Annotated in this window: 15 protein-coding genes and 1 tRNA gene; 6 read left to right on the top strand and 10 right to left on the bottom strand. The window is 52.5% G+C overall.

What is annotated here, in order from left to right:
• Positions 1–11: 11 nt before the first annotated feature.
• The 4 genes from ACIPUG_RS05570 to ACIPUG_RS05555 all read right to left on the bottom strand — a co-directional run bounded on the left by ACIPUG_RS05570 (position 12) and on the right by ACIPUG_RS05555 (position 2,376).
• Positions 12–638, bottom strand: coding sequence for a hypothetical protein (locus ACIPUG_RS05570; protein WP_119871916.1), 627 nt, complete (start codon positions 636–638; stop codon positions 12–14).
• 83 nt (positions 639–721) lie between these two features.
• On the bottom strand, positions 722–1,108 hold the full coding sequence (locus ACIPUG_RS05565) for a GNAT family N-acetyltransferase (protein ID WP_400337724.1): 387 nt from the start codon (positions 1,106–1,108) through the stop codon (positions 722–724).
• A 178-nt stretch (positions 1,109–1,286) separates the two neighbouring features.
• Positions 1,287–1,361, bottom strand: a tRNA-Arg gene (locus ACIPUG_RS05560).
• Between the two features lie 76 nt (positions 1,362–1,437).
• Positions 1,438–2,376 (bottom strand): formate/nitrite transporter family protein, encoded by a 939-nt coding sequence (locus tag ACIPUG_RS05555; protein ID WP_205537650.1) that lies wholly within the window; start codon positions 2,374–2,376, stop codon positions 1,438–1,440.
• Between the two features lie 416 nt (positions 2,377–2,792).
• On the opposite strand from ACIPUG_RS05555, the gene mlaA reads away from it, so the two are divergent.
• Both mlaA and mqo read left to right on the top strand, forming a co-directional pair.
• The gene (mlaA, locus tag ACIPUG_RS05550) at positions 2,793–3,554 is read left to right on the top strand and encodes a phospholipid-binding lipoprotein MlaA (protein WP_014916070.1); all 762 of its coding nucleotides are present in this window, start codon (positions 2,793–2,795) and stop codon (positions 3,552–3,554) included.
• Positions 3,555–3,917: 363 nt separating this feature from the next.
• Positions 3,918–5,501 (top strand): malate dehydrogenase (quinone), encoded by a 1,584-nt coding sequence (gene mqo, locus ACIPUG_RS05545; RefSeq protein WP_277517892.1) that lies wholly within the window; start codon positions 3,918–3,920, stop codon positions 5,499–5,501.
• A 72-nt stretch (positions 5,502–5,573) separates the two neighbouring features.
• Here mqo and ACIPUG_RS05540 read toward each other — a convergent pair whose 3' ends face one another.
• Complete coding sequence (locus ACIPUG_RS05540; protein WP_277517894.1) at positions 5,574–6,470, bottom strand: LysR family transcriptional regulator; 897 nt, start codon at positions 6,468–6,470, stop codon at positions 5,574–5,576.
• A 142-nt stretch (positions 6,471–6,612) separates the two neighbouring features.
• Between ACIPUG_RS05540 and ACIPUG_RS05535 the strand changes: the two genes are divergently transcribed.
• A complete protein-coding gene (locus tag ACIPUG_RS05535) occupies positions 6,613–7,365 on the top strand; it encodes an SDR family oxidoreductase (RefSeq protein ID WP_039464316.1) in 753 nt (250 codons plus the stop codon).
• Between the two features lie 178 nt (positions 7,366–7,543).
• Here ACIPUG_RS05535 and fadL read toward each other — a convergent pair whose 3' ends face one another.
• Entirely contained in the window at positions 7,544–8,854 is a 1,311-nt protein-coding gene (gene fadL / locus ACIPUG_RS05530; protein WP_039520385.1) for a long-chain fatty acid transporter FadL, read from the bottom strand.
• Between the two features lie 388 nt (positions 8,855–9,242).
• Between fadL and ACIPUG_RS05525 the strand changes: the two genes are divergently transcribed.
• Positions 9,243–9,539: a YfcZ/YiiS family protein gene (locus ACIPUG_RS05525; protein ID WP_010287787.1), complete on the top strand. Its 297-nt coding sequence runs from the start codon at positions 9,243–9,245 to the stop codon at positions 9,537–9,539.
• Positions 9,540–9,642: 103 nt separating this feature from the next.
• Here the strand turns inward: ACIPUG_RS05525 and ACIPUG_RS05520 are convergent, their stop codons facing one another.
• Together ACIPUG_RS05520 and ACIPUG_RS05515 are read right to left on the bottom strand one after the other, a co-directional pair.
• The gene (locus tag ACIPUG_RS05520; RefSeq protein ID WP_400337720.1) at positions 9,643–10,407 is read right to left on the bottom strand and encodes a class I SAM-dependent methyltransferase; all 765 of its coding nucleotides are present in this window, start codon (positions 10,405–10,407) and stop codon (positions 9,643–9,645) included.
• On the bottom strand, positions 10,400–10,885 hold the full coding sequence (locus ACIPUG_RS05515; protein ID WP_400337717.1) for a MarR family winged helix-turn-helix transcriptional regulator: 486 nt from the start codon (positions 10,883–10,885) through the stop codon (positions 10,400–10,402). The genes ACIPUG_RS05520 and ACIPUG_RS05515 overlap by 8 nt, the downstream gene beginning before the upstream one ends.
• 215 nt (positions 10,886–11,100) lie before the next feature.
• Here ACIPUG_RS05515 and fadI point away from each other — a divergent pair, with 215 nt between their 5' ends.
• Both fadI and fadJ read left to right on the top strand, forming a co-directional pair.
• Entirely contained in the window at positions 11,101–12,414 is a 1,314-nt protein-coding gene (gene fadI / locus ACIPUG_RS05510; protein WP_039465036.1) for an acetyl-CoA C-acyltransferase FadI, read from the top strand.
• On the top strand, positions 12,411–14,627 hold the full coding sequence (fadJ, locus tag ACIPUG_RS05505; RefSeq protein ID WP_400337714.1) for a fatty acid oxidation complex subunit alpha FadJ: 2,217 nt from the start codon (positions 12,411–12,413) through the stop codon (positions 14,625–14,627). The genes fadI and fadJ overlap by 4 nt, the downstream gene beginning before the upstream one ends.
• On the opposite strand, the gene ACIPUG_RS05500 is transcribed toward fadJ, so the two are convergent.
• Entirely contained in the window at positions 14,620–15,645 is a 1,026-nt protein-coding gene (locus ACIPUG_RS05500; RefSeq protein ID WP_400337711.1) for a spore coat U domain-containing protein, read from the bottom strand. The genes fadJ and ACIPUG_RS05500 overlap by 8 nt on opposite strands.
• Before the next feature lie 4 nt (positions 15,646–15,649).
• Positions 15,650–18,016 (bottom strand): fimbria/pilus outer membrane usher protein, encoded by a 2,367-nt coding sequence (locus tag ACIPUG_RS05495; RefSeq protein ID WP_400337708.1) that lies wholly within the window; start codon positions 18,014–18,016, stop codon positions 15,650–15,652.
• Positions 18,017–18,052: the final 36 nt, after the last annotated feature.

Raw genomic sequence — 18,052 nt, 5'->3', positions numbered from 1 at the left:
TTGAAATCATGTCAGCAGGACGCGCAGATTCGTTTATCTGAAGATGAGTAGGCGTTGGCACTGACCATCTTATAGCCGCCATTTATATTTGAGAATTGATAGATATAGGTTCGCTCACCTGCTTCTTGTTCAAGGTCTGGTGTCTCTTGGTTAATGAGTTTTGTGACTAGCCCTTTGAGGCCAGGAGGAGACACGATGTCCATCTGGATATTAATGATGCCTGATGACAGCGTATAGTAATTCATGACGAAGACCGATCCTGCATCCGTGTAGGATTTTTCAAAATATTTTTCTGACGGCGGTAGGTTTTTTATTTCTTGCAGAAATGAAATAAAAGCCGCTTTTCCATTTGAACCATTGAAGATAAAGCTGGCGTCAGATTCCATTTTTGGCATTATTTCGTTGTTTTTATAACTGACTTTATCTTTTTTCGCTATGCTTACACCATAGCTAGCGGGAATAAAATAGGAATTAGTGAGTTCAATAAATTGGTTATAGTCTTTTTGTGATAATTTACTTTTTTGCAACACATTGGTGAAATCTGTCACAAAAATGGGGAAATCTTGCGCATATGCTCCGCTGGCGAGAGGAAGGAAAAGAAAAGGTAAAATGACGCTTTTTATATAACTCCGTTTCATAATAAACACGCATTCCTTACAAATAGTGAATAAATCCTCTTGATATTATAAGGTTATTCATGGTTGTAAGTATATATTGTTTGTTATTCAAACGGTTGTTGGCGCTTTACGGGGCGGCGTTTCATTTTTAATGCAATATCATCGTTATCAACGATCTTAAAACCTACGCGTTGGTAGAGGGTTATTGCTCTATTGCCGTTCAAAACACTCAGCGTCACGGGGACGTTGGCTTCGTCCGCCTGCCGCAGGAATGTGTGTAATAGCCACGCCGCGATACCTTGTCCCTGATAGGCTGGCAAAATCTGGATTTGTATAATGGTCCACTCGTTAGCACCTTTGTGCCGTTTGAATAACCCAATACGTTCAGATCCCATCAGCATAATATACGCGTCGTTATAATGATATTTGATTCGCTGCCAGTGCGCCGAGTCATCCGCAATAACGCCGGCCCTGTGAAGGTGCTCGTCCATCGTTGCACTTCCTGCCGCTGTTGCTCACATCACTATTTCCTGTTGGCTCGGTGCTGTACCAACAAATATGCGCAGATGTTGGTATGACATCGTCGTTTGTAGCTAACAGGGTGAATGATTTAATTTTATGATTTTATAAGGAAAAATTGGGTTTTCTAGGCGCTTCGAGACATGTAAATGGTGTCCCCAGCAGGAATCGAACCTGCAACTAGCCCTTAGGAGGGGCTCGTTATATCCATTTAACTATGGAGACATGAAGCCCCGCTATTATACGCATTTTCGCTCTGAGAATAAGCACTTAACGGCGCGTTTGCTCAAAGTGTCGGCAATCAGCGTTTCTGTCGATGCTCTTTTCCCTCATTCTCATGCGCCTTTTGACGTTTACCGTGCGATGAATGACTCATGTCGTTGCGGATTTGTGCGTGGCTGATGAGTGCGAAAATAAAGGTACCGCCGATGATATTCCCCGCCAGCGTGGGCAGAGCAAACGGCCAGATGAAGTCATGCCACGGTATGTGGCCAATAAACACCAGATAGAAAATCTCTGAGGCACCGGCCACGATGTGGGTGAGGTTACTGAAGGCAATCATCCAGGTCATGATGATGATAATCCACAGCTTGGCGGAGTAGGCGCGCGGCAGCATCCAAACCATAGTGGCAATAATCCAGCCAGAGACGACGGCGTTGGCGAACATCTCCGTTGGTGAGTGCTTCATGACCTTCATGGCGATGTCGACCAACGCCACCCGCGTTTCGCCATCAAAAACGGGCATGTAGGTAAAGGCGAGGGCGGCCAGGGCTGTGCCGATCAGATTGCCAGCCAGCACGACAAACCATAATCGACCGAGCAGGTAGACATTGCTGCGCGTGGGCTTATGCATGATGGGAAGTACGGCCGTGACGGTGTTTTCGGTGAACAGCTGCTGGCGTGCCATGATGACAATCACAAAGCCGATGGTGTAACCGAAGCACTCCAGCAGAAAGCCGCCGGGCACGCCAACCAGATGGTTGTGGAGCATACCGACCGCCATGAATGAGGTTCCCATGGAGATCCCTGCCGCAATCGCCGACCACAGCAACGCCATTGCATCACGTTCCAGCTCCTTTTGTCCTTCCTGACGAATCTCTTCATGGATCGCCGCGGCGGGGGACGGCAAGCGATCTTCGTCTACATCGATCGCTTTTCCCTGCGTGCTTTCCTCACTCTCTACCGCCACGTCCTTGTCTTTCTCTTGCCGGATTTGTCTGGATTCTGAAGGTGGATTCATAGTGATTCTCTCGACGAGTGGGCCGATTGTTGTCTGGCTAGCGGTACTGACGTTGAGGGGTAATCACCGACAACCCCGATGATAAGCGTAGTTAGTTTTTACAACATGGGATGGCGCGGCGTGACTCACTGGTTTAGGCTGGCGGTGCTATGCTGTGAGGGGAACAAGGGAATACCGTACTGTCGCCCACGCTGGAGCGTGTGTCGCAACGATGCCGCGTGTTGTTCCCCATAAGAAAAATGGCAAACCTCTGAAAATGCAGTAATGCGTAAGCCAACGTAGCGATGGAGCGATAAAATGTTACACTGTTGGCCGATATCCCGTCCTTGTCGCTCAGCCTGATAGGCTGGGGCTGATACTGGGAATACCCATTTTCGGTCGCGGGTATAGCACACTATAAATCAGGGAGAACAGATATGAATTACCGCCTGAGTGGGGTGGTGTTTGCCAGCGTGTTACTGATCGGCTGCGCCAGTTCCGGGGATCGAGCTCAAGAAGGACGTTCTGATCCGCTTGAAGGCTTTAACCGTACCATGTTCAGCTTTAACTATGACGTTCTGGATCCTTATCTGGTGCGTCCTGCTGCTGTGGCCTGGCGCGATTATGTGCCGACGCCCGCGCGTAACGGACTGGGGAACTTCTTCAGCAACCTGGAAGAACCTGCAACGATGGTGAACTACTTCGTTGAAGGTAAGCCGTATAAAGCGATGATTCACTTTAACCGCTTCTTCCTGAATACCTTGCTCGGGATGGGTGGCCTGATTGACGTGGCCTCAATGGCGAACCCTAAACTGGCGAAAGAAGAGTCTCGTCGCTTTGGTAGCACATTGGGTCATTATGACGTGGGCTACGGGCCTTATCTGGTGGTACCCGGCTACGGCAGCGTGACACCTCGTGAAGACGGCGGTGGCGTAGTGGATACGTTGTATCCGATGCTGAGCTATCTGACGTTCTGGATGTCCGCGGGTAAATGGGCTATCGAAGGGCTGGAAACGCGAGCACAGCTGTTGGATTCCGACGGTCTGCTGCGTAACTCTTCCGATCCTTACCTGATGATGCGTGAAGCCTACTTCCAGCGGCATGATTTCCTTGCCAGTGATGGACAACTCACCCCGCAGAAGAACCCGAATGCGGCAGCGATTGAAGACTCGCTCGACGAGATCGATTCAGCGAAATAGTGTCGCGTCACATCGCTCATTTCACAGGCACCTGCGGGTGCCTTTTGCTTTTATAAAACACTGCTAAACTTACTTTTACCATGATGATTCTGTGGTTTGTTTCTTAAAAGTTATTACTTTGTTGTCCATTTATTTACTTACTAAAATTTATTTCCTTTCGTCAGATAACAATAATGCTACGTCGTTAACCGCTACCGCTGCCCATCCTGGTTGAAATGTGTCTGCACGCTGATTTTTTTGTTAGCAAGGTGATTAACAAAAAGGTCATAAGAATGATGCCTTTTACGGATGATGGCGTGGTCGTGTGTTAATGAATGCCCAGAATTCTATTTACCTGCACTTATAAAAAATAGAGATATAAGCATGAAAAAACTACTTGCTATGTTCTTCTGCCTGAGCGTGGTGGTTAGCGCCCCACTGGCGATGGCTGAAGAGGCTAAAACGACAGAGAAGACGACGGATGTGGTACTGATCGGCGGGGGCATTATGAGCTCTACGCTGGGCGTGTATTTACAGGAGCTGCAACCAGACTGGTCTATCGACATGGTTGAGCGGATGGATAATGTGGCTGAAGAGAGCTCGAACGGTTGGAATAATGCCGGTACGGGTCACTCGGCTTTCATGGAACTCAACTACACGCCGGATAATCCCGACGGCCCAATCAATATCAGCAAAGCGCTGGAAATCACTGAAGCGTTTGAAGTCTCGCGCCAGTTCTGGTCCTATCAGGTGAAAAACGGCGTGCTGAATAATCCGCACTCTTTCATCAATAGCGTGCCGCACATCGCTTTTGTCTGGGGCGACGAGAACACCGCTTTCCTGAAACATCGTTATGACGCGATGCAGCACAGCACGCTGTACCGTGGCATGGAGTTCTCTGACGATCCCAATACGATCAAAGAGTGGGCGCCGTTGGTGATGGAAGGTCGCGATCCGGCGCAGAAGATTGCGGCGACTCGTATGCCTATCGGTACCGACGTGAACTACGGTGAAATCACGCGTCAGCTGGTTGGTGCGATGAAAACCAAACCTAACTTTGCGCTGCACCTGAATTCAGAAGTACGTGATATCAAGCGTAATGCGGATAACACCTGGAGCGTGACTTACGCCGATCTGAAGAACGGCGAGAAAGAAAGCGTGATTAAGGCGAAGTTTGTCTTTATCGGTGCGGGTGGGGCGGCGCTGCCGCTGTTGCAGAAGTCTGGCATTCCTGAGGCCGATCTGTACGGTGGCTTCCCGGTTGGTGGCGAATTCCTGGTGACAGAAAACCCGGAAATCGTGAAGCGCCACATGGCGAAAGTTTACGGTAAAGCCTCCGTCGGTGCGCCACCGATGTCGGTTCCTCATCTGGATACGCGTATTTTTGACGGTAAACCCGTTCTGCTGTTCGGGCCGTTTGCCACCTTCTCCAGCAAATTCCTGAAAAATGGTTCGCTGTGGGATCTGATCGGTTCCGTAACCTTCTCCAACGTGATGCCGATGACGCACGTCGGTCTGGATAACTTCGATCTGGTGAAGTATCTGGTTGGTCAGGTTATGATGGATGACGACGATCGTTTCGCCTCGCTGCAGGAATACTTCCCTAACGCGAAGAAAGAAGACTGGAGACTGGCGATTGCTGGCCAGCGCGTTCAGGTTATCAAGAAAGACGATGACAAAGGCGGCGTGCTGAAACTGGGTACGGAAATCGTCAGCTCTCAGGATGGTTCGATTGCCGCGCTGCTGGGTGCCTCTCCGGGCGCGTCTACCGCCGCGCCGATTATGCTGAGCCTGCTGGAAAAAGTGTTTAAAGATAAAGTCGCTACGCCAGAATGGCAGGGCAAACTGAAAGAGATCGTTCCCTCTTATGGTCAGAAGCTGGACGGTAATATTGAAATGACCAATAAAATCCGCAGCTACACCAGCAGTACGCTGGACCTGGACTATATTGAGGTTAAGCCTGAGTAATCGGGGTTAGCTGGAAGTCACGATGTCAGGCCGCGAAAGCGGCCTTTTTTGTGCCTTCAAGCCTAATGCGAATTAGCGATCGTCGGTGTTGAGTCCAGGGATCCTGGAAAATGCTTCTGCAATGAAGTCCATGAATACAATGGCTCGCTTTGGTAGCAGGCGATTGGCGACATAGAGAAACTGGATTGGCACCGGCGGGGCTTCGTAGTCGCAAAGTACCTGACACAGCCTGCCGCTCTGTAATCCATCCTCGTATAACCACTTGGGGCCGCTGGCGATACCAAGGCCGGCGATGACGGCTTCCTGTACGGCCTGGGGTGAGTTGACTCGGAATCGCCCCGAAACGTTGATCTCGGTATCTCGAAAATGCCACGTATTACCCGTGTTTAACAGCGAGTACAAAATACAGTCATGATCGCGCAGATCTTCTGGCGTTTGCGGTATGCCACGACGACTCAGATAGTCTACCGAGGCTACATACACGCGTCTGAAAAGGCCAATCCGGCGCGCTCGTAGTGCACTGTCGGAAGGATGGCCGATTCGGATAGCTAACTCGGCACCTTCTTCCACCAGATCGACGAAACGATCGCTCAGTTGCAAATCCAGCGACAACCCAGGGTAGCGGGCGAGAAAAGCAGGGATCTGTGGTATCAGGAAGGTATGGGCCATGGCGGTTGGGCAGGCCACTCGCAGGAGTCCAGTGGGTTCCGTCTCATCGCTCAAGGATGACTCCGATTCTGCAACCGCATCGAGAATTCGGCTGACATCTGCGTAGTACCGCTCGCCCTCAGGTGTCAGCACAAGCTGGCGTGTTGTCCGCTGAAGTAGTCTGACGCCCAGATGTTCTTCTAAAGCAGCAACGTATCGACTTACGTTGGGTTGCCCCATATTCAGGTCGCGTGCAGCCGCAGAAAAACTGCCTGTTTCGACAGTCCGTTTAAAACAGGTCATGAGCAGAAAACGATCCATGTAAAGGTGCCTCAATTAATGCAGTAATGGAATAAATTATATGCGAAATAGGGATCTTATCATCATTTATGCATACACATATGATTAGCGCTCTCCCCGGCAGCAAATTGCTGCATCCCGTTATGATTATCAGGAGTTCCCTATGTCTCGCTTACACAACAAACGTACCCTTATCACTGGAGGCACCTCCGGCATTGGACTGGAAACTGCAAAGCAGTTCCTCGCGGAAGGGGCTCGCGTCATCGTTACTGGGGTCAACCCCGATTCTATTGCCGCGGCAAAAGCCGAACTTGGCAGCGAAGTGCTGGTGCTGCGCGCCGACTCGGCCAGCGTGAGTGCACAGAATGAACTGGCGCAGGCCGTGGAGGCGCATTATGGAAAGGTTGACGTCGTTTTCCTTAACGCGGGTGTTTCCGTTTGGCAACCGATCGAAGAATGGACAGAGGACATGTTTGATCGCTCCTTCGACATTAACGTCAAAGGTCCGTATTTTCTGATCCAGTCGCTATTGCCGGTGTTCGCCAATCCCGCTTCAGTCATCCTCAACACGTCGATCAGTACGCATGTAGGATCGAGCCGCTCCTCCGTTTATTCGGCGACCAAAGCCGCTTTTCTTAGCCTGTCAAAGACGCTGTCGAGTGAACTGATGGCGCGTGGTATTCGCATCAACGCGGTCAGCCCAGGTCCTATAGATACCCCGCTGTATGACAAACTTGGCATTCCCGATAGCTATCGCAAACAAGTCAATGAGGAGATCGTCAAGAGCATCCCTTCAGGCCGTTTCGGTACGGCGGAGGAGATTGCCAAGGCGGTGTTGTATCTGGCTTCAGATGAGTCCCGATGGACCATCGGTAGTGAGATCGTCGTGGATGGCGGGCGTCTCTTGAACGACTGATCCGGCATTACGATGTTCGTGGAGTGTTCATCATTAGCTAATCACTACGCCAGTAAGACAGAGACAAGTGCCTTGTGATGAGCAATAAAAAAGCAGGTAAGTTGCCTTACCTGCTTTATCACGTTCTACGCGGTAGAAACGAGAACGCCTGTTCTCATTTTAGAACGCCATTCTTTATTTAGAACGCATAGTTAAAGTTCACGCCGTACAGCCAGGCTTTACCTTTGGAGCTGAAAGTGTAACTTGGCGAACCAGCTCTATCAGAGATAGGTTCGCTGATATCAACTTGCTTGCCATGCATGTAGGACACGCCAACATCCACAGATGCGTCTTTATTAAAGGCGTAGGTGGTGCCTGCGCTCAACCAGAAACGATCCTGATCCGGGATGGAGATCGAACGTTTGTCGGCTGGTACTGGGCTGTCATCAAACGCGATACCGCCACGGAACGTCCAATTATCGTCATGATAATAGGTGGTACCGAGTGCGATACGGTAAGCATCACGGAAGCTTTCATCTTTATGGAACAGCGTGTTGCCATTGCTACCTGTCGCTTTCAGCTCTTGGAACTGGCTCCAACTGGTATAGGTCAGGCTGTAGTGCACTGCCCATTTTGGTGCGACGCGATGGTAGGCAGACGCTTCCCACATTTCCGGCAGATTCAGCGTCAGCTTGCCAGGGATCGTTGCGCCACCAGTACCGTTCAATGCTGTTACTGCTGTTGGGAGGTTGTTGCTGTAATCGCCGTTAAAGTCGATATCGACTTTTGAACGGTAAGTCAGGCCGAAGCGATTATTTTCATCGACTTCATACAGGATACCCGCATTCCAACCGTAACCCCATTCCTTACCTTCCAGACGAGCTATTTCTGAGGAGGGACTTGCGACTACACCTTGTAATCCACCAGCAGCGGTAGGTACGTTTGCCAGTTCACCTGCTCGACGGACAATCTTGGCATCGGCATAAACGGCGTTAACCCCTAAACCAAAGCTGAAATGTTGGTTCAGGCGATAAGCGGCGCTCAGATTCAGGTTTGAGGTCAACAGGTCGGTCTGTCCGCCGATAGAGCCTGCGGCATAGTTATCATTGAATTCCGTTGCTAAGCCATAGTTGGTGGTGGCAGAAGCGCCAACCGCCCACTGCTCATTCAGCGGCATGATGAAGTGTAGGTTCGGCACCCAAGCGTGCGGCGCGATATTTTTGGCGCTGGTGTTTTGCCCAGTCAGGGAATTTTTCCCCTGAACATCGATATCCGGGTTGATATAGGTGACACCACCGGAGAAGGACGGGCGGTCAAACATGGTCATGGTCGCTGGGTTACGGCTGCCGGAAGTCGCGTTGTCGGCTACAGCACCTTCACCAGAAAACGCACGTCCCAGACCCGATGACGAGTATTCATTTAGCTGGAAACCAGCTGCTGACACATTTGCTGAAAACAGGGCCACCGCAACAGCAATTGTGGATTGTTTGAACAGGTTTTTCTGGTTCATGACCAAAACCTCTTTATATGCTTGTTATTTAACGTTGTTACACGGGGTAACAAGGGACGCGCATTGTAGGGGGCGCACTCAGCCTGACAAATCAGACCAGTTGCCAAAGTATAAGTTGGGAATACGACAATGTTGCGCCTGTGTATTAAAAATATTTCTAAAATGATGCAGAATTTAGATCTGCTTAACGTTTTGGTTAATTTGTGTGAAGAGATATTACGCGGTCTTTACTGCTCTATAACACCGTAATGTGATTGATATCACTAAAATTACTGGTCGGCATGAAGTGCTGGCACTGCTTCGGGATGAGGGAGTAAAATATAAGGAAGATAAAAATATTTGAACTGGATCAAATCTCCCGCGTCTTAAGCCTCAAGAGGAAAGTAGCATGACGAACGTAATCAACAAATGCAGTGCTGAAGAAACCGCAGCCTGCTGCTGTGTCGATGTTGGCACAATTATGGATAACACGGATTGCACGGCGTCTTACAGCAACGTTTTCGGCGATCGTGCTGAGGCGGAAGCGGCACTGGCCGCCCTGACGGAAAAAGCGCGTGCGGTAGAGTCTGAACCTTGTGAAATCGCCAGCACGCTGGAAGAGGTAGACGGCGGCGTTAAACTGGACATCGATTTCACGTTCAGCTGTCAGGCTGAAACGATGATTTTCCAGCTCGGCCTGCGTTAAATCTGCCTCTGGCAGGCATTGCGTTATCGCATCGCCTGCCTGACTCACTTTATTTCCCTTCATTTCCCTTCGTTGTTTCTATCCACCACTGTCGGTGGTGTCGTTACTTTTCAATTCTCCCAATGCGCATGTTAATCGGCCATCGAACCGGTCGGCATGTTGTTGGCGTTCCCCAGAGCGTCGCGATGTCTTCATAAAAACGGCGCAGCATTTCCTCTCGTCCTGCTTCTCGGGCGCTGGCGACGGCAGACCAGGTCGAAATATAACCAATAAGGGCGTCTAACGGCCATTCAAGGTGGATGTTAAGAGGCGGTGCGGCGATCTCATCAAAAGGGAAGGGGATATCCCGATATCCGTTATCAACCAACTGACGTTCGGCAGGCCAAAACGGACCAATCTCTTCGTAATAAAACTGACGAAATCTGTCGTTCAGATCGTCATCAAGCTGCATAACGCCATAGCTGATGAGGGCCAGTATTCCCTGAGGGACTGCCACTCTGCGAACTTCCTGATAAAACGCATCCAGCTTGAACCAGTGCGCGGCCTGCGCTGCGGTAATCAAACTGTACGTGAGTGGCTGTTCGGGCAGCGTTTCTGCCGGGGAGCACGCGTAGTCGATACGATGATGTGCAACGGCGTTGCCTAGCTGACTCACGCTGGGATCGATACCTTTTACCGCGTCGAAATGTTCAGCCAGCTGTCGCGTAAGCTGCCCAGTTCCGCACCCTACATCCAGCGCGTTTTGGGTATTGGGGGCGAGACTGGAAAGGTATTCTGCCAGTTCGGGTGGATAGTGCGGTCGGTAGCGAGCATAGTTCTCCCCACCTGAGGAAAACCAGTTTCTGCTTTCTTCGGTTGTGTTAGTCATCTTTATCACCTGAAGCGTGTAATTCTGCACGCGCTATCTGTATGCGTTTCTCGAAGTCCTGCTGTTCCAACGCAGACGCCAACTCCTCCAGCCCTTTCATCAGCGGCCAACCGGCATCTTTTTCAAGCTGTTCAATGGCGAGGAAAATGGCTTCCCAGCAGGTTTCCAACTGAGTAACAAGTTGAATGCCTGCTGGCGTCAGCCTGAGGGCAAATTTGCGCCCGTCACTGAGCTGTTCGCGTACAAGAATGCCGTCCTGCTCCATTAACGCGACCGACTGACTGATCGCCCCCTGTGTCAGGTGCGTGGACTCAGTGATGTCTTGCACGGTCTGAGCGCCTGCGGCCATTGCACGCAGGATAGGGGTATATCGTGGACGATAATTGAGTGACAGGGCGCGGTAGTTTGCCTCCGAACCTTTATCAACCAGTTCAGCGGTATACCTCAGCAGTTCGCCCAATCCAGGTTTAATTTTCAATATTTCCTCCCTAGTTGGAATAAATACATTAGCGCTAATGTATTTTGTTGGCAAATACCTTTGCGTAAATAATGTTAATGGTATCGGGGCTGACAACGGCATGTTCTTCACACTTTTGTGTTGCGCAGCTTTGCGTAATGTAACTATCTGGTTAACAATGAAATCAGGTCTGACCTGTTGTGTGCGTACTTTATTTTTGGTTAACAGGAGCGTTTATGAGCGAGGTATTACCTCTGATAACCCGCCGTGGCGATCGCATTGCGTTCGTGAGCGGATTACGCACCCCATTTGCCCGGCAGGCAACGGCCTATCATGGCGTACCTGCCATCGAATTAGGGAAGCTCGTCACCAGCGAATTACTGGTCCGCACTGGGATCGATCCTGAGTTGATCGAGCTATTGGTCTTTGGGCAGGTGGTTCAGATGCCCGAAGCGCCGAATATCGCCAGAGAGATCGTGCTCGGCACGGGCATGAGCGTGCATACCGATGCCTACAGCGTGTCGCGCGCCTGCGCCACCAGCTTTCAGGCGGTCGCCAACGTGGCGGAAAGCATTATGGCGGGTATGGTGGAAGTAGGCATTGCCGGTGGGGCGGATTCCTCTTCCGTGCTGCCTATTGGCGTCAGCAAAGCGTTGGCCAGAACGCTGGTGGATATGAACAAGGCCCGGACGCTGAGCCAGAAGTTGAAACTGTTAAGCGGCCTGCGCCCAAAAGATCTGCTGCCGGTTGCGCCCGCCGTGGCGGAGTATTCCACCGGGCTGCGCATGGGTGATACCGCCGAACAAATGGCAAAAACCTACGGTATTACGCGTGAAGAGCAGGATGAACTGGCACACCGTTCGCACAAGCTGGCGGCTCAGGCCTGGGAATCCGGCGTGCTGCGTGATGAAGTGATGACGGCTTACGTCCCACCTTATGACAAGGCGCTGAGTGAAGATAACAACGTGCGCCATGATTCCGCGCTGGAGCAGTATTCCCGCTTACGCCCGGCGTTCGATCGCCGGCACGGTACGGTCACGGCGGCGAACAGTACGCCGCTCACGGATGGCGCGGCGGCGGTGTTGATGATGAGTGAATCCAAGGCGAAAAGTCTGGGGATCACGCCGCTAGGCTACCTGCGCAGCTATGCATTCAGCGCTATCGGTGTGCAGCGTGATATGTTGCTGGGGCCGGCTTATGCCTCCCCGCTGGCCTTGGCAAGGGCTGGCGTGACGCTGGCCGATCTGACGCTCATTGATATGCACGAAGCCTTTGCCGCGCAGACGTTGGCAAATCTCAAACTGTTTGCCAGCGATGAGTTTGCCCGGAATCAACTGGGTAGAAACGCCGCACTGGGTGAGGTCGATCGCGCCAAGTTCAATGTGCTGGGGGGATCCATTGCCTATGGACATCCCTTTGCCGCCACTGGCGCGAGGATGATTACCCAAACGCTGAATGAACTGCGCCGTCGTGGCGGCGGGCTGGGGTTAACCACCGCCTGCGCGGCTGGCGGGCTGGGTGCGGCAATGGTACTGGAGGTGACGCCATGAACGATCAACAGCCTTTCTCCGTGACAACATCGTCTGCGATCGAAACAACATCATCTGTGACGGAAAGCCCCTCCGCCTTTTCCCTAACGATTCGGCCGGACAATATCGGTGTTATTTGCATTGATGTTCCCGGCGAGAAGGTGAACACGCTAAAGAGCGAATTTGCAGAACAGATTCTTTCGGTCTTCGAGCAGGCGCGGCAGCATGCGACGCTCAGGGGGCTGATTTTTATTTCCGCCAAGCCTGATTCGTTTATCGCCGGTGCGGATATCACCATGTTGAACCAGTGCAGCAGTGCCGAACAGGCAGAAAATCTGGCGAAACAAGGGCAGGAAACGTTCGATCAGGTAGCCGCGCTGCCGTTCCCCGTGGTGGCCGCGATCCACGGTGCCTGTCTGGGCGGTGGGCTGGAGTTGGCCTTGGCCTGCGACTATCGCGTCTGCTCGCTGGATGAAAAAACGGTGCTGGGGCTACCGGAAGTGCAGCTTGGCCTGCTTCCCGGCTCAGGCGGAACGCAGCGGTTGCCACGATTGATTGGTCTGGATAGCGCGCTGGATCTCATTCTGACCGGCCGCCACCTCCGGGCGAGTCAGGCGTTACGACAAGGGCTGGTTGATGAGGCCGTCCCGCACGATATCCTGCTGGAGACGGCGGTCGAGATTCTCAAAAAAGGAAAACGTAAAGCCGTGCCGCTGGGCTGGCGTTCGCGTTTGCTGAGTAGCCCAGGTATTCGCGATGTATTGTTCAAAATAGTGAAACGCAAAACGCGAGCGAAAACACACGGCAACTATCCGGCCACGGAAAAAATCATTCAGGTGGTGCGTCGGGGCATAGAAAAAGGTCGTGAGGAAGGGTATCGGCACGAGGCGCGAGCGTTTGGCAAACTGGTGATGACGCCGGAATCGGCCGCGCTACGCCATCTGTTCTTTGCCTCCAATGCATTAAAGAAAACCGCCGGTGCGGACTCTGAAGCGAAGCCGATCCACCGCGTCGGTATTCTCGGTGGCGGGCTGATGGGTGGTGGGATCGCCAGCGTGACAGCGACGCGCGGGCAGTTACCGGTGCGTATTAAAGATATCAATGAACAGGGCATTAACCATGCGCTGAAGTACAACTGGCAGTTGCTGACCAAACGTGTTCAGAGTAAGCGGATGAAGCCGACGGAGCGCCAGCGGTTGATGACGTTGATTTCCGGTAGTACGGACTATCGCGGTTTTGAACATGCGGATATCGTCATTGAGGCCGTTTTTGAAGATCTGGCGCTGAAGCGGCAGATGGTGGCGGAGATTGAAGAACACGCTGCGCCGCACACGATTTTCGCATCGAATACTTCCTCGCTGCCGATCCATCAGATTGCAGAGGGCGCGCGCCGTCCGCAACAGGTTGTGGGTCTGCACTACTTTAGCCCGGTGGACAAAATGCCGCTGGTTGAGGTGATTCCTCACGCGCACACCAGCGAAGAGGCGGTGGCGACGACGGTGGCGCTGGCGAGAAAGCAGGGGAAAACCGCGATCGTCGTAGGCGACAGCGCTGGTTTTTATGTGAACCGCATATTAGCGCCTTATATTAACGAAGCGGCTTATTGCCTGCTGGAAGGGGAGCCGATCGAATCGATCGATTATGCGTTGGTGCGCTTTGGCTTCCCTGTTGGTCCGCTGGCGCTGCTTGATGAAGTCGGTATTGATGTCGCGACCAAAATTGTACCGGTGCTGAGTGAAGAACTGGGCAAGCGCTTCACCTCTCCACCCGCGTTTGATGCGATCCTGAAAGATGGACGCAAAGGGCGCAAGAATGGGAAAGGGTTCTATCGATACAATAAAACGCGCCGTTTCTGGCAGGCGGGCAGAGAGGTGGATAGCTCGGTTTATCCGCTGCTGGATGTGACGGCGAAGGCTCATATTGACCCTGCGCTCATCAGCCAGCGTGCCGTGATGATGATGCTGAATGAGGCAGCGCGTTGTCTGGATGAAGGCGTGATCCAGTGCGCTCGCGATGGCGATATCGGCGCGGTATTTGGCATTGGCTTCCCACCTTTCCTCGGCGGGCCGTTCCACTATATGGACCGTCTGGGAGTGGAAACGGTCGTGAAAACGCTGCTGGTGCTGCAGCAACAGTATGGCGATCGGTTCGCACCCTGTGAACGTCTGCTCGCGATGCGGGAAGGTCGACGGACGTTTTATCCGCCAACCGATGAAGACCAGAGCGCTAGTTGATTGTGACGTTAATCGTGACGGTGTCTTTATACGCGCCCTCTGGCTTGCTAGCCTGACTGGCGTTAATGCGGGCGGTGTACGGGATACTCTGCGTAATCCCCGTACCCGTCCCGCTGTAATCGTTCGTTTCAGTCCAGGCGACGTTCCCGGTGCGATAGAGCTGATATTGCAAATAGTAAGGCGTGCCGCCGACGGTGGCGGTCATTCTGCGCCAGTTGGCGTCGTCGGGATGGGTGCTGACCAGCTTGACGGTATACGCCCCCAGCAGCGTACAGCGAACGCCGAGGCTATTATTGACCGCCGCGAAATCGGCGGGGAAGGCCGCAACACCAAAATTGATATTCGGCGCACTGGTGATCTGGCAATCATTAGTGATGTTCATGGTGATATTGAGGGTTGAAATCCTTGTCCCCTCCTCGTATACACAGACTGTCACCCCCAATACCGTCACCCCTAGTGAGCAAAGCCGATAATCCCATTTAATGGTTACTACATCGGTATAGGTGCCTGCTGCCACGTTGTTGCCGATACTGGTACGGATATAGATCGGCATCGAGCCGTCAGCGGAGTTGAATAAACCTAATACTCCCAGAAAGGTGGTTTGCGACCAGGTATAGGTCGAGTTGATGTTATAGAGCGTACCGCAGCCTGAATCCATACACAGGTTGTAAGGAACGTAGTCTGTGCTTGTCCCTCTGCGCATTCTCATCGTGGTACCGCTGGGGTTACTGTCACTTTGTATTGTAGCGGTAATGGTATTGGTACTGTTTAGGCTTAATATGCTTCCCGTACAGCGAAACCCACTTCCCGATGCCACAACCTGTGGCGTACCGTTAACCCCGACCACGGAAGAAGCATAAGGGCCCAATGTGGTGTTACTTGGCGAAGCAATAGTGCAGTCGGCATAGCTATAAGGCGCGTAATACATCGTCATAAGCAGGAAGGCCAGACGCAGCGAACGGGCAACTCGCCGGTTGGCGGAGAAGAGGTGCTGGATTTTCAGTATCGGGGTCAGCATCGTTTTATCCTTTTGAGTCAGTCTGGCAGGTAAGCGGGCCGATGGTCGCCATCATGGTCTGTGATTCCGGCAGTGAAAATTCCACCCGGCAAAGCTGTCCGTCTTCTTGTTTAAAGCGTAAGCGGTTCGAGGTTCCCAGATTGGTGAAATAGACCAGGCCATCGTAGCCGCTGATCGTGGTGTCGCCGCTAACCTCGTTTGTTATCCAGGTGCCGATGGTGAGCGGGTTGCCATCCGTATTGCGCAGCTTAATGTTGGCGGATCGCATGGCATGAACGGGGAATGTGACGACAGTGCCGCTGCCTTCTTTGACCGACACGCGCGATTCCACCTGTGGTGTGGTGACGTTGGCTGGCAGTTGTAGTGTGTCGATTTCCACTTTCGCGGGGTAATTGGATACGACCCACGGCACGAGCAAGTGGCCGCGTTTGTTGGTTTTCCCTACTATCTGGTTTTCATATTTTACCGGGACGTCAGGGTATCCTTCGGTATCGACCACAATAAAGGCGTCGTTGATACGGTTACTGGCGAAACCCCCTCCGTTCATGTAGATCAGCGAGCCGCTCAGTTCCCCCCATTGCGTGGTGTTTCCTTCATTGCCGTAGGTTCCGCCCGCAAGCGTGGCATAAGGGCCGCGCCAGTTCAGCGAGCCCTGGTGATAAGGATTTTTTCCTGCGCCATACGCGGCGTTCCAGCCTAATCCACCGTCTGTCGGCGCGGTACGGCTCACCCCGACACGCGGTGAATAATCGCCATTGCTGTCGCGTTGAACGCCGGCATTGATGCTGCCGTTTGTACCAAAAGGCATTACAAACTGGATCTGGGCGCTGTAGCCGTTTTCTCCCAGCGCTTTGTTAAAGGCGAGATAAATAGAGCTGTCTTGCCAGATTTGGCGACTGAAAGACAAGTTCAGCAGGCGAGTCCGGCTTGAATCGTACGCGCGGATATCGAAATAACCCACGCCGAATGAACCGTTGCCTTCGCCGAACAGCTGGCTGCTGAGCGTTGCCTGATAGCTTTCTCGGCTGAGGCGGCCTTCCGTGAGTACGGCGGTTAAATCGCGGTATTCCTTACTGCGTTTGGCATGTTGAACGTTCAGGCCAAACGCGGAAGTGTAATAAGAGTAGCCTGTAGTGTACTGGTGTCCGGTGGCTTCTTTTTCACTCTGACTGTAGGACGAACTCAGCGTACCCCAGCGGCCGATGGTAAAATCGGCTCCCGCACCGAGCAGATAGAGACCCTGTACGGCTTCGCCATGCGCTGACACGGTCAGCTTATTGGTCAACCCATAGCGATAGATGCCGCTGACAGCGGGATCGTCAGTGTAAGCATTATTCTTTATGCCATAGTCCTGACGTAATACGCCAACGGACAGATCGAAATCGCTTAATCCCTCTCTTAACAATGCGTTGGAGACATAAAACGGGATCGTGGTAGAAATCTGCCGCCCCTGAGCGTCTGTGGTAATGACGGTGGCTTCCCCCGCGCCGTTCAGGTAAGGCGTATTCGTAAGGGTGAAGGGGCCAGCATTCAGGCTGGTGCTGTTCGCTTTATACCCGTTGATAAACAGATCCAGCGTGCTGGGTACGGCGGCCGTACCGGTGTATTGCAGCATCGGATACGTGACGATATCCGGGCGAAGGCCGAAATTGCGGGCGACACGCAGGCCGCCCATACGCACCGAGTTGCTCCACGTCAGAGAATTGCTAATCAGGTCACCAACCTGATAGGTGATTATGCGGTCGTTATCGTTATAGCGCCAATAGGTATCGAAACGCTGATAGCCATCTTGCTGCGCGGTATTGCTGCCCGAGGTGAAATAGTAGATCCCTGTATTGGATAAGGTTCCGTAAGGGCTAAAAAAACGCTGTTCCATCCAACTGCTGAGCGAGTCTGAATTGGCTCGGGGCGAGGTGTAATAAAGGTTATAGTTGAACAATAAGCCGGGACTGCTGCGGGCGGGGAAACGCGTCATGTCCTGCCCGCCGCCTTCAACCGATTGCTCGGGTAGCCAGAGTGTGGGCACGGTGATTTTTAGCTGCTGTATGGCCTGATCGTAATCGGTGGTGACCTCTGGCAGGGCATTGACATTCACCAGCCCCACGCTTTGGTCCGGCAGACGGACGTGATTCGAACGCAGTGTTGCTGCATCCACATAATAATTCCCCGCACGATACGTGACGGGCACGACCAGATTATCGCTCAGCCCGTTGACGGAGATCGTTAAGTAATAAACGGATTCGCTGAGTGAGGGCATGGCGCTGGGGGGGGCGGGAAGATCGGTATAGTCTTCCGCGAAAATCGTCGCAGAATAAAACAGCGCAAATGGAGCACAGATGAGCAGGGGAAGCACGCCTGTTTTGCTCTTCATGCCTGACCTCACCATGGCCGCGCGGTCAATAAACAC

The organism is Pectobacterium sp. CHL-2024 (genome assembly GCF_044751765.1).
Taxonomy (GTDB): domain Bacteria; phylum Pseudomonadota; class Gammaproteobacteria; order Enterobacterales; family Enterobacteriaceae; genus Pectobacterium; species Pectobacterium brasiliense.
The sequence above is the reverse complement of the archived record's forward strand: the minus strand, read 5'-3'. Positions and strand labels throughout refer to the sequence as shown.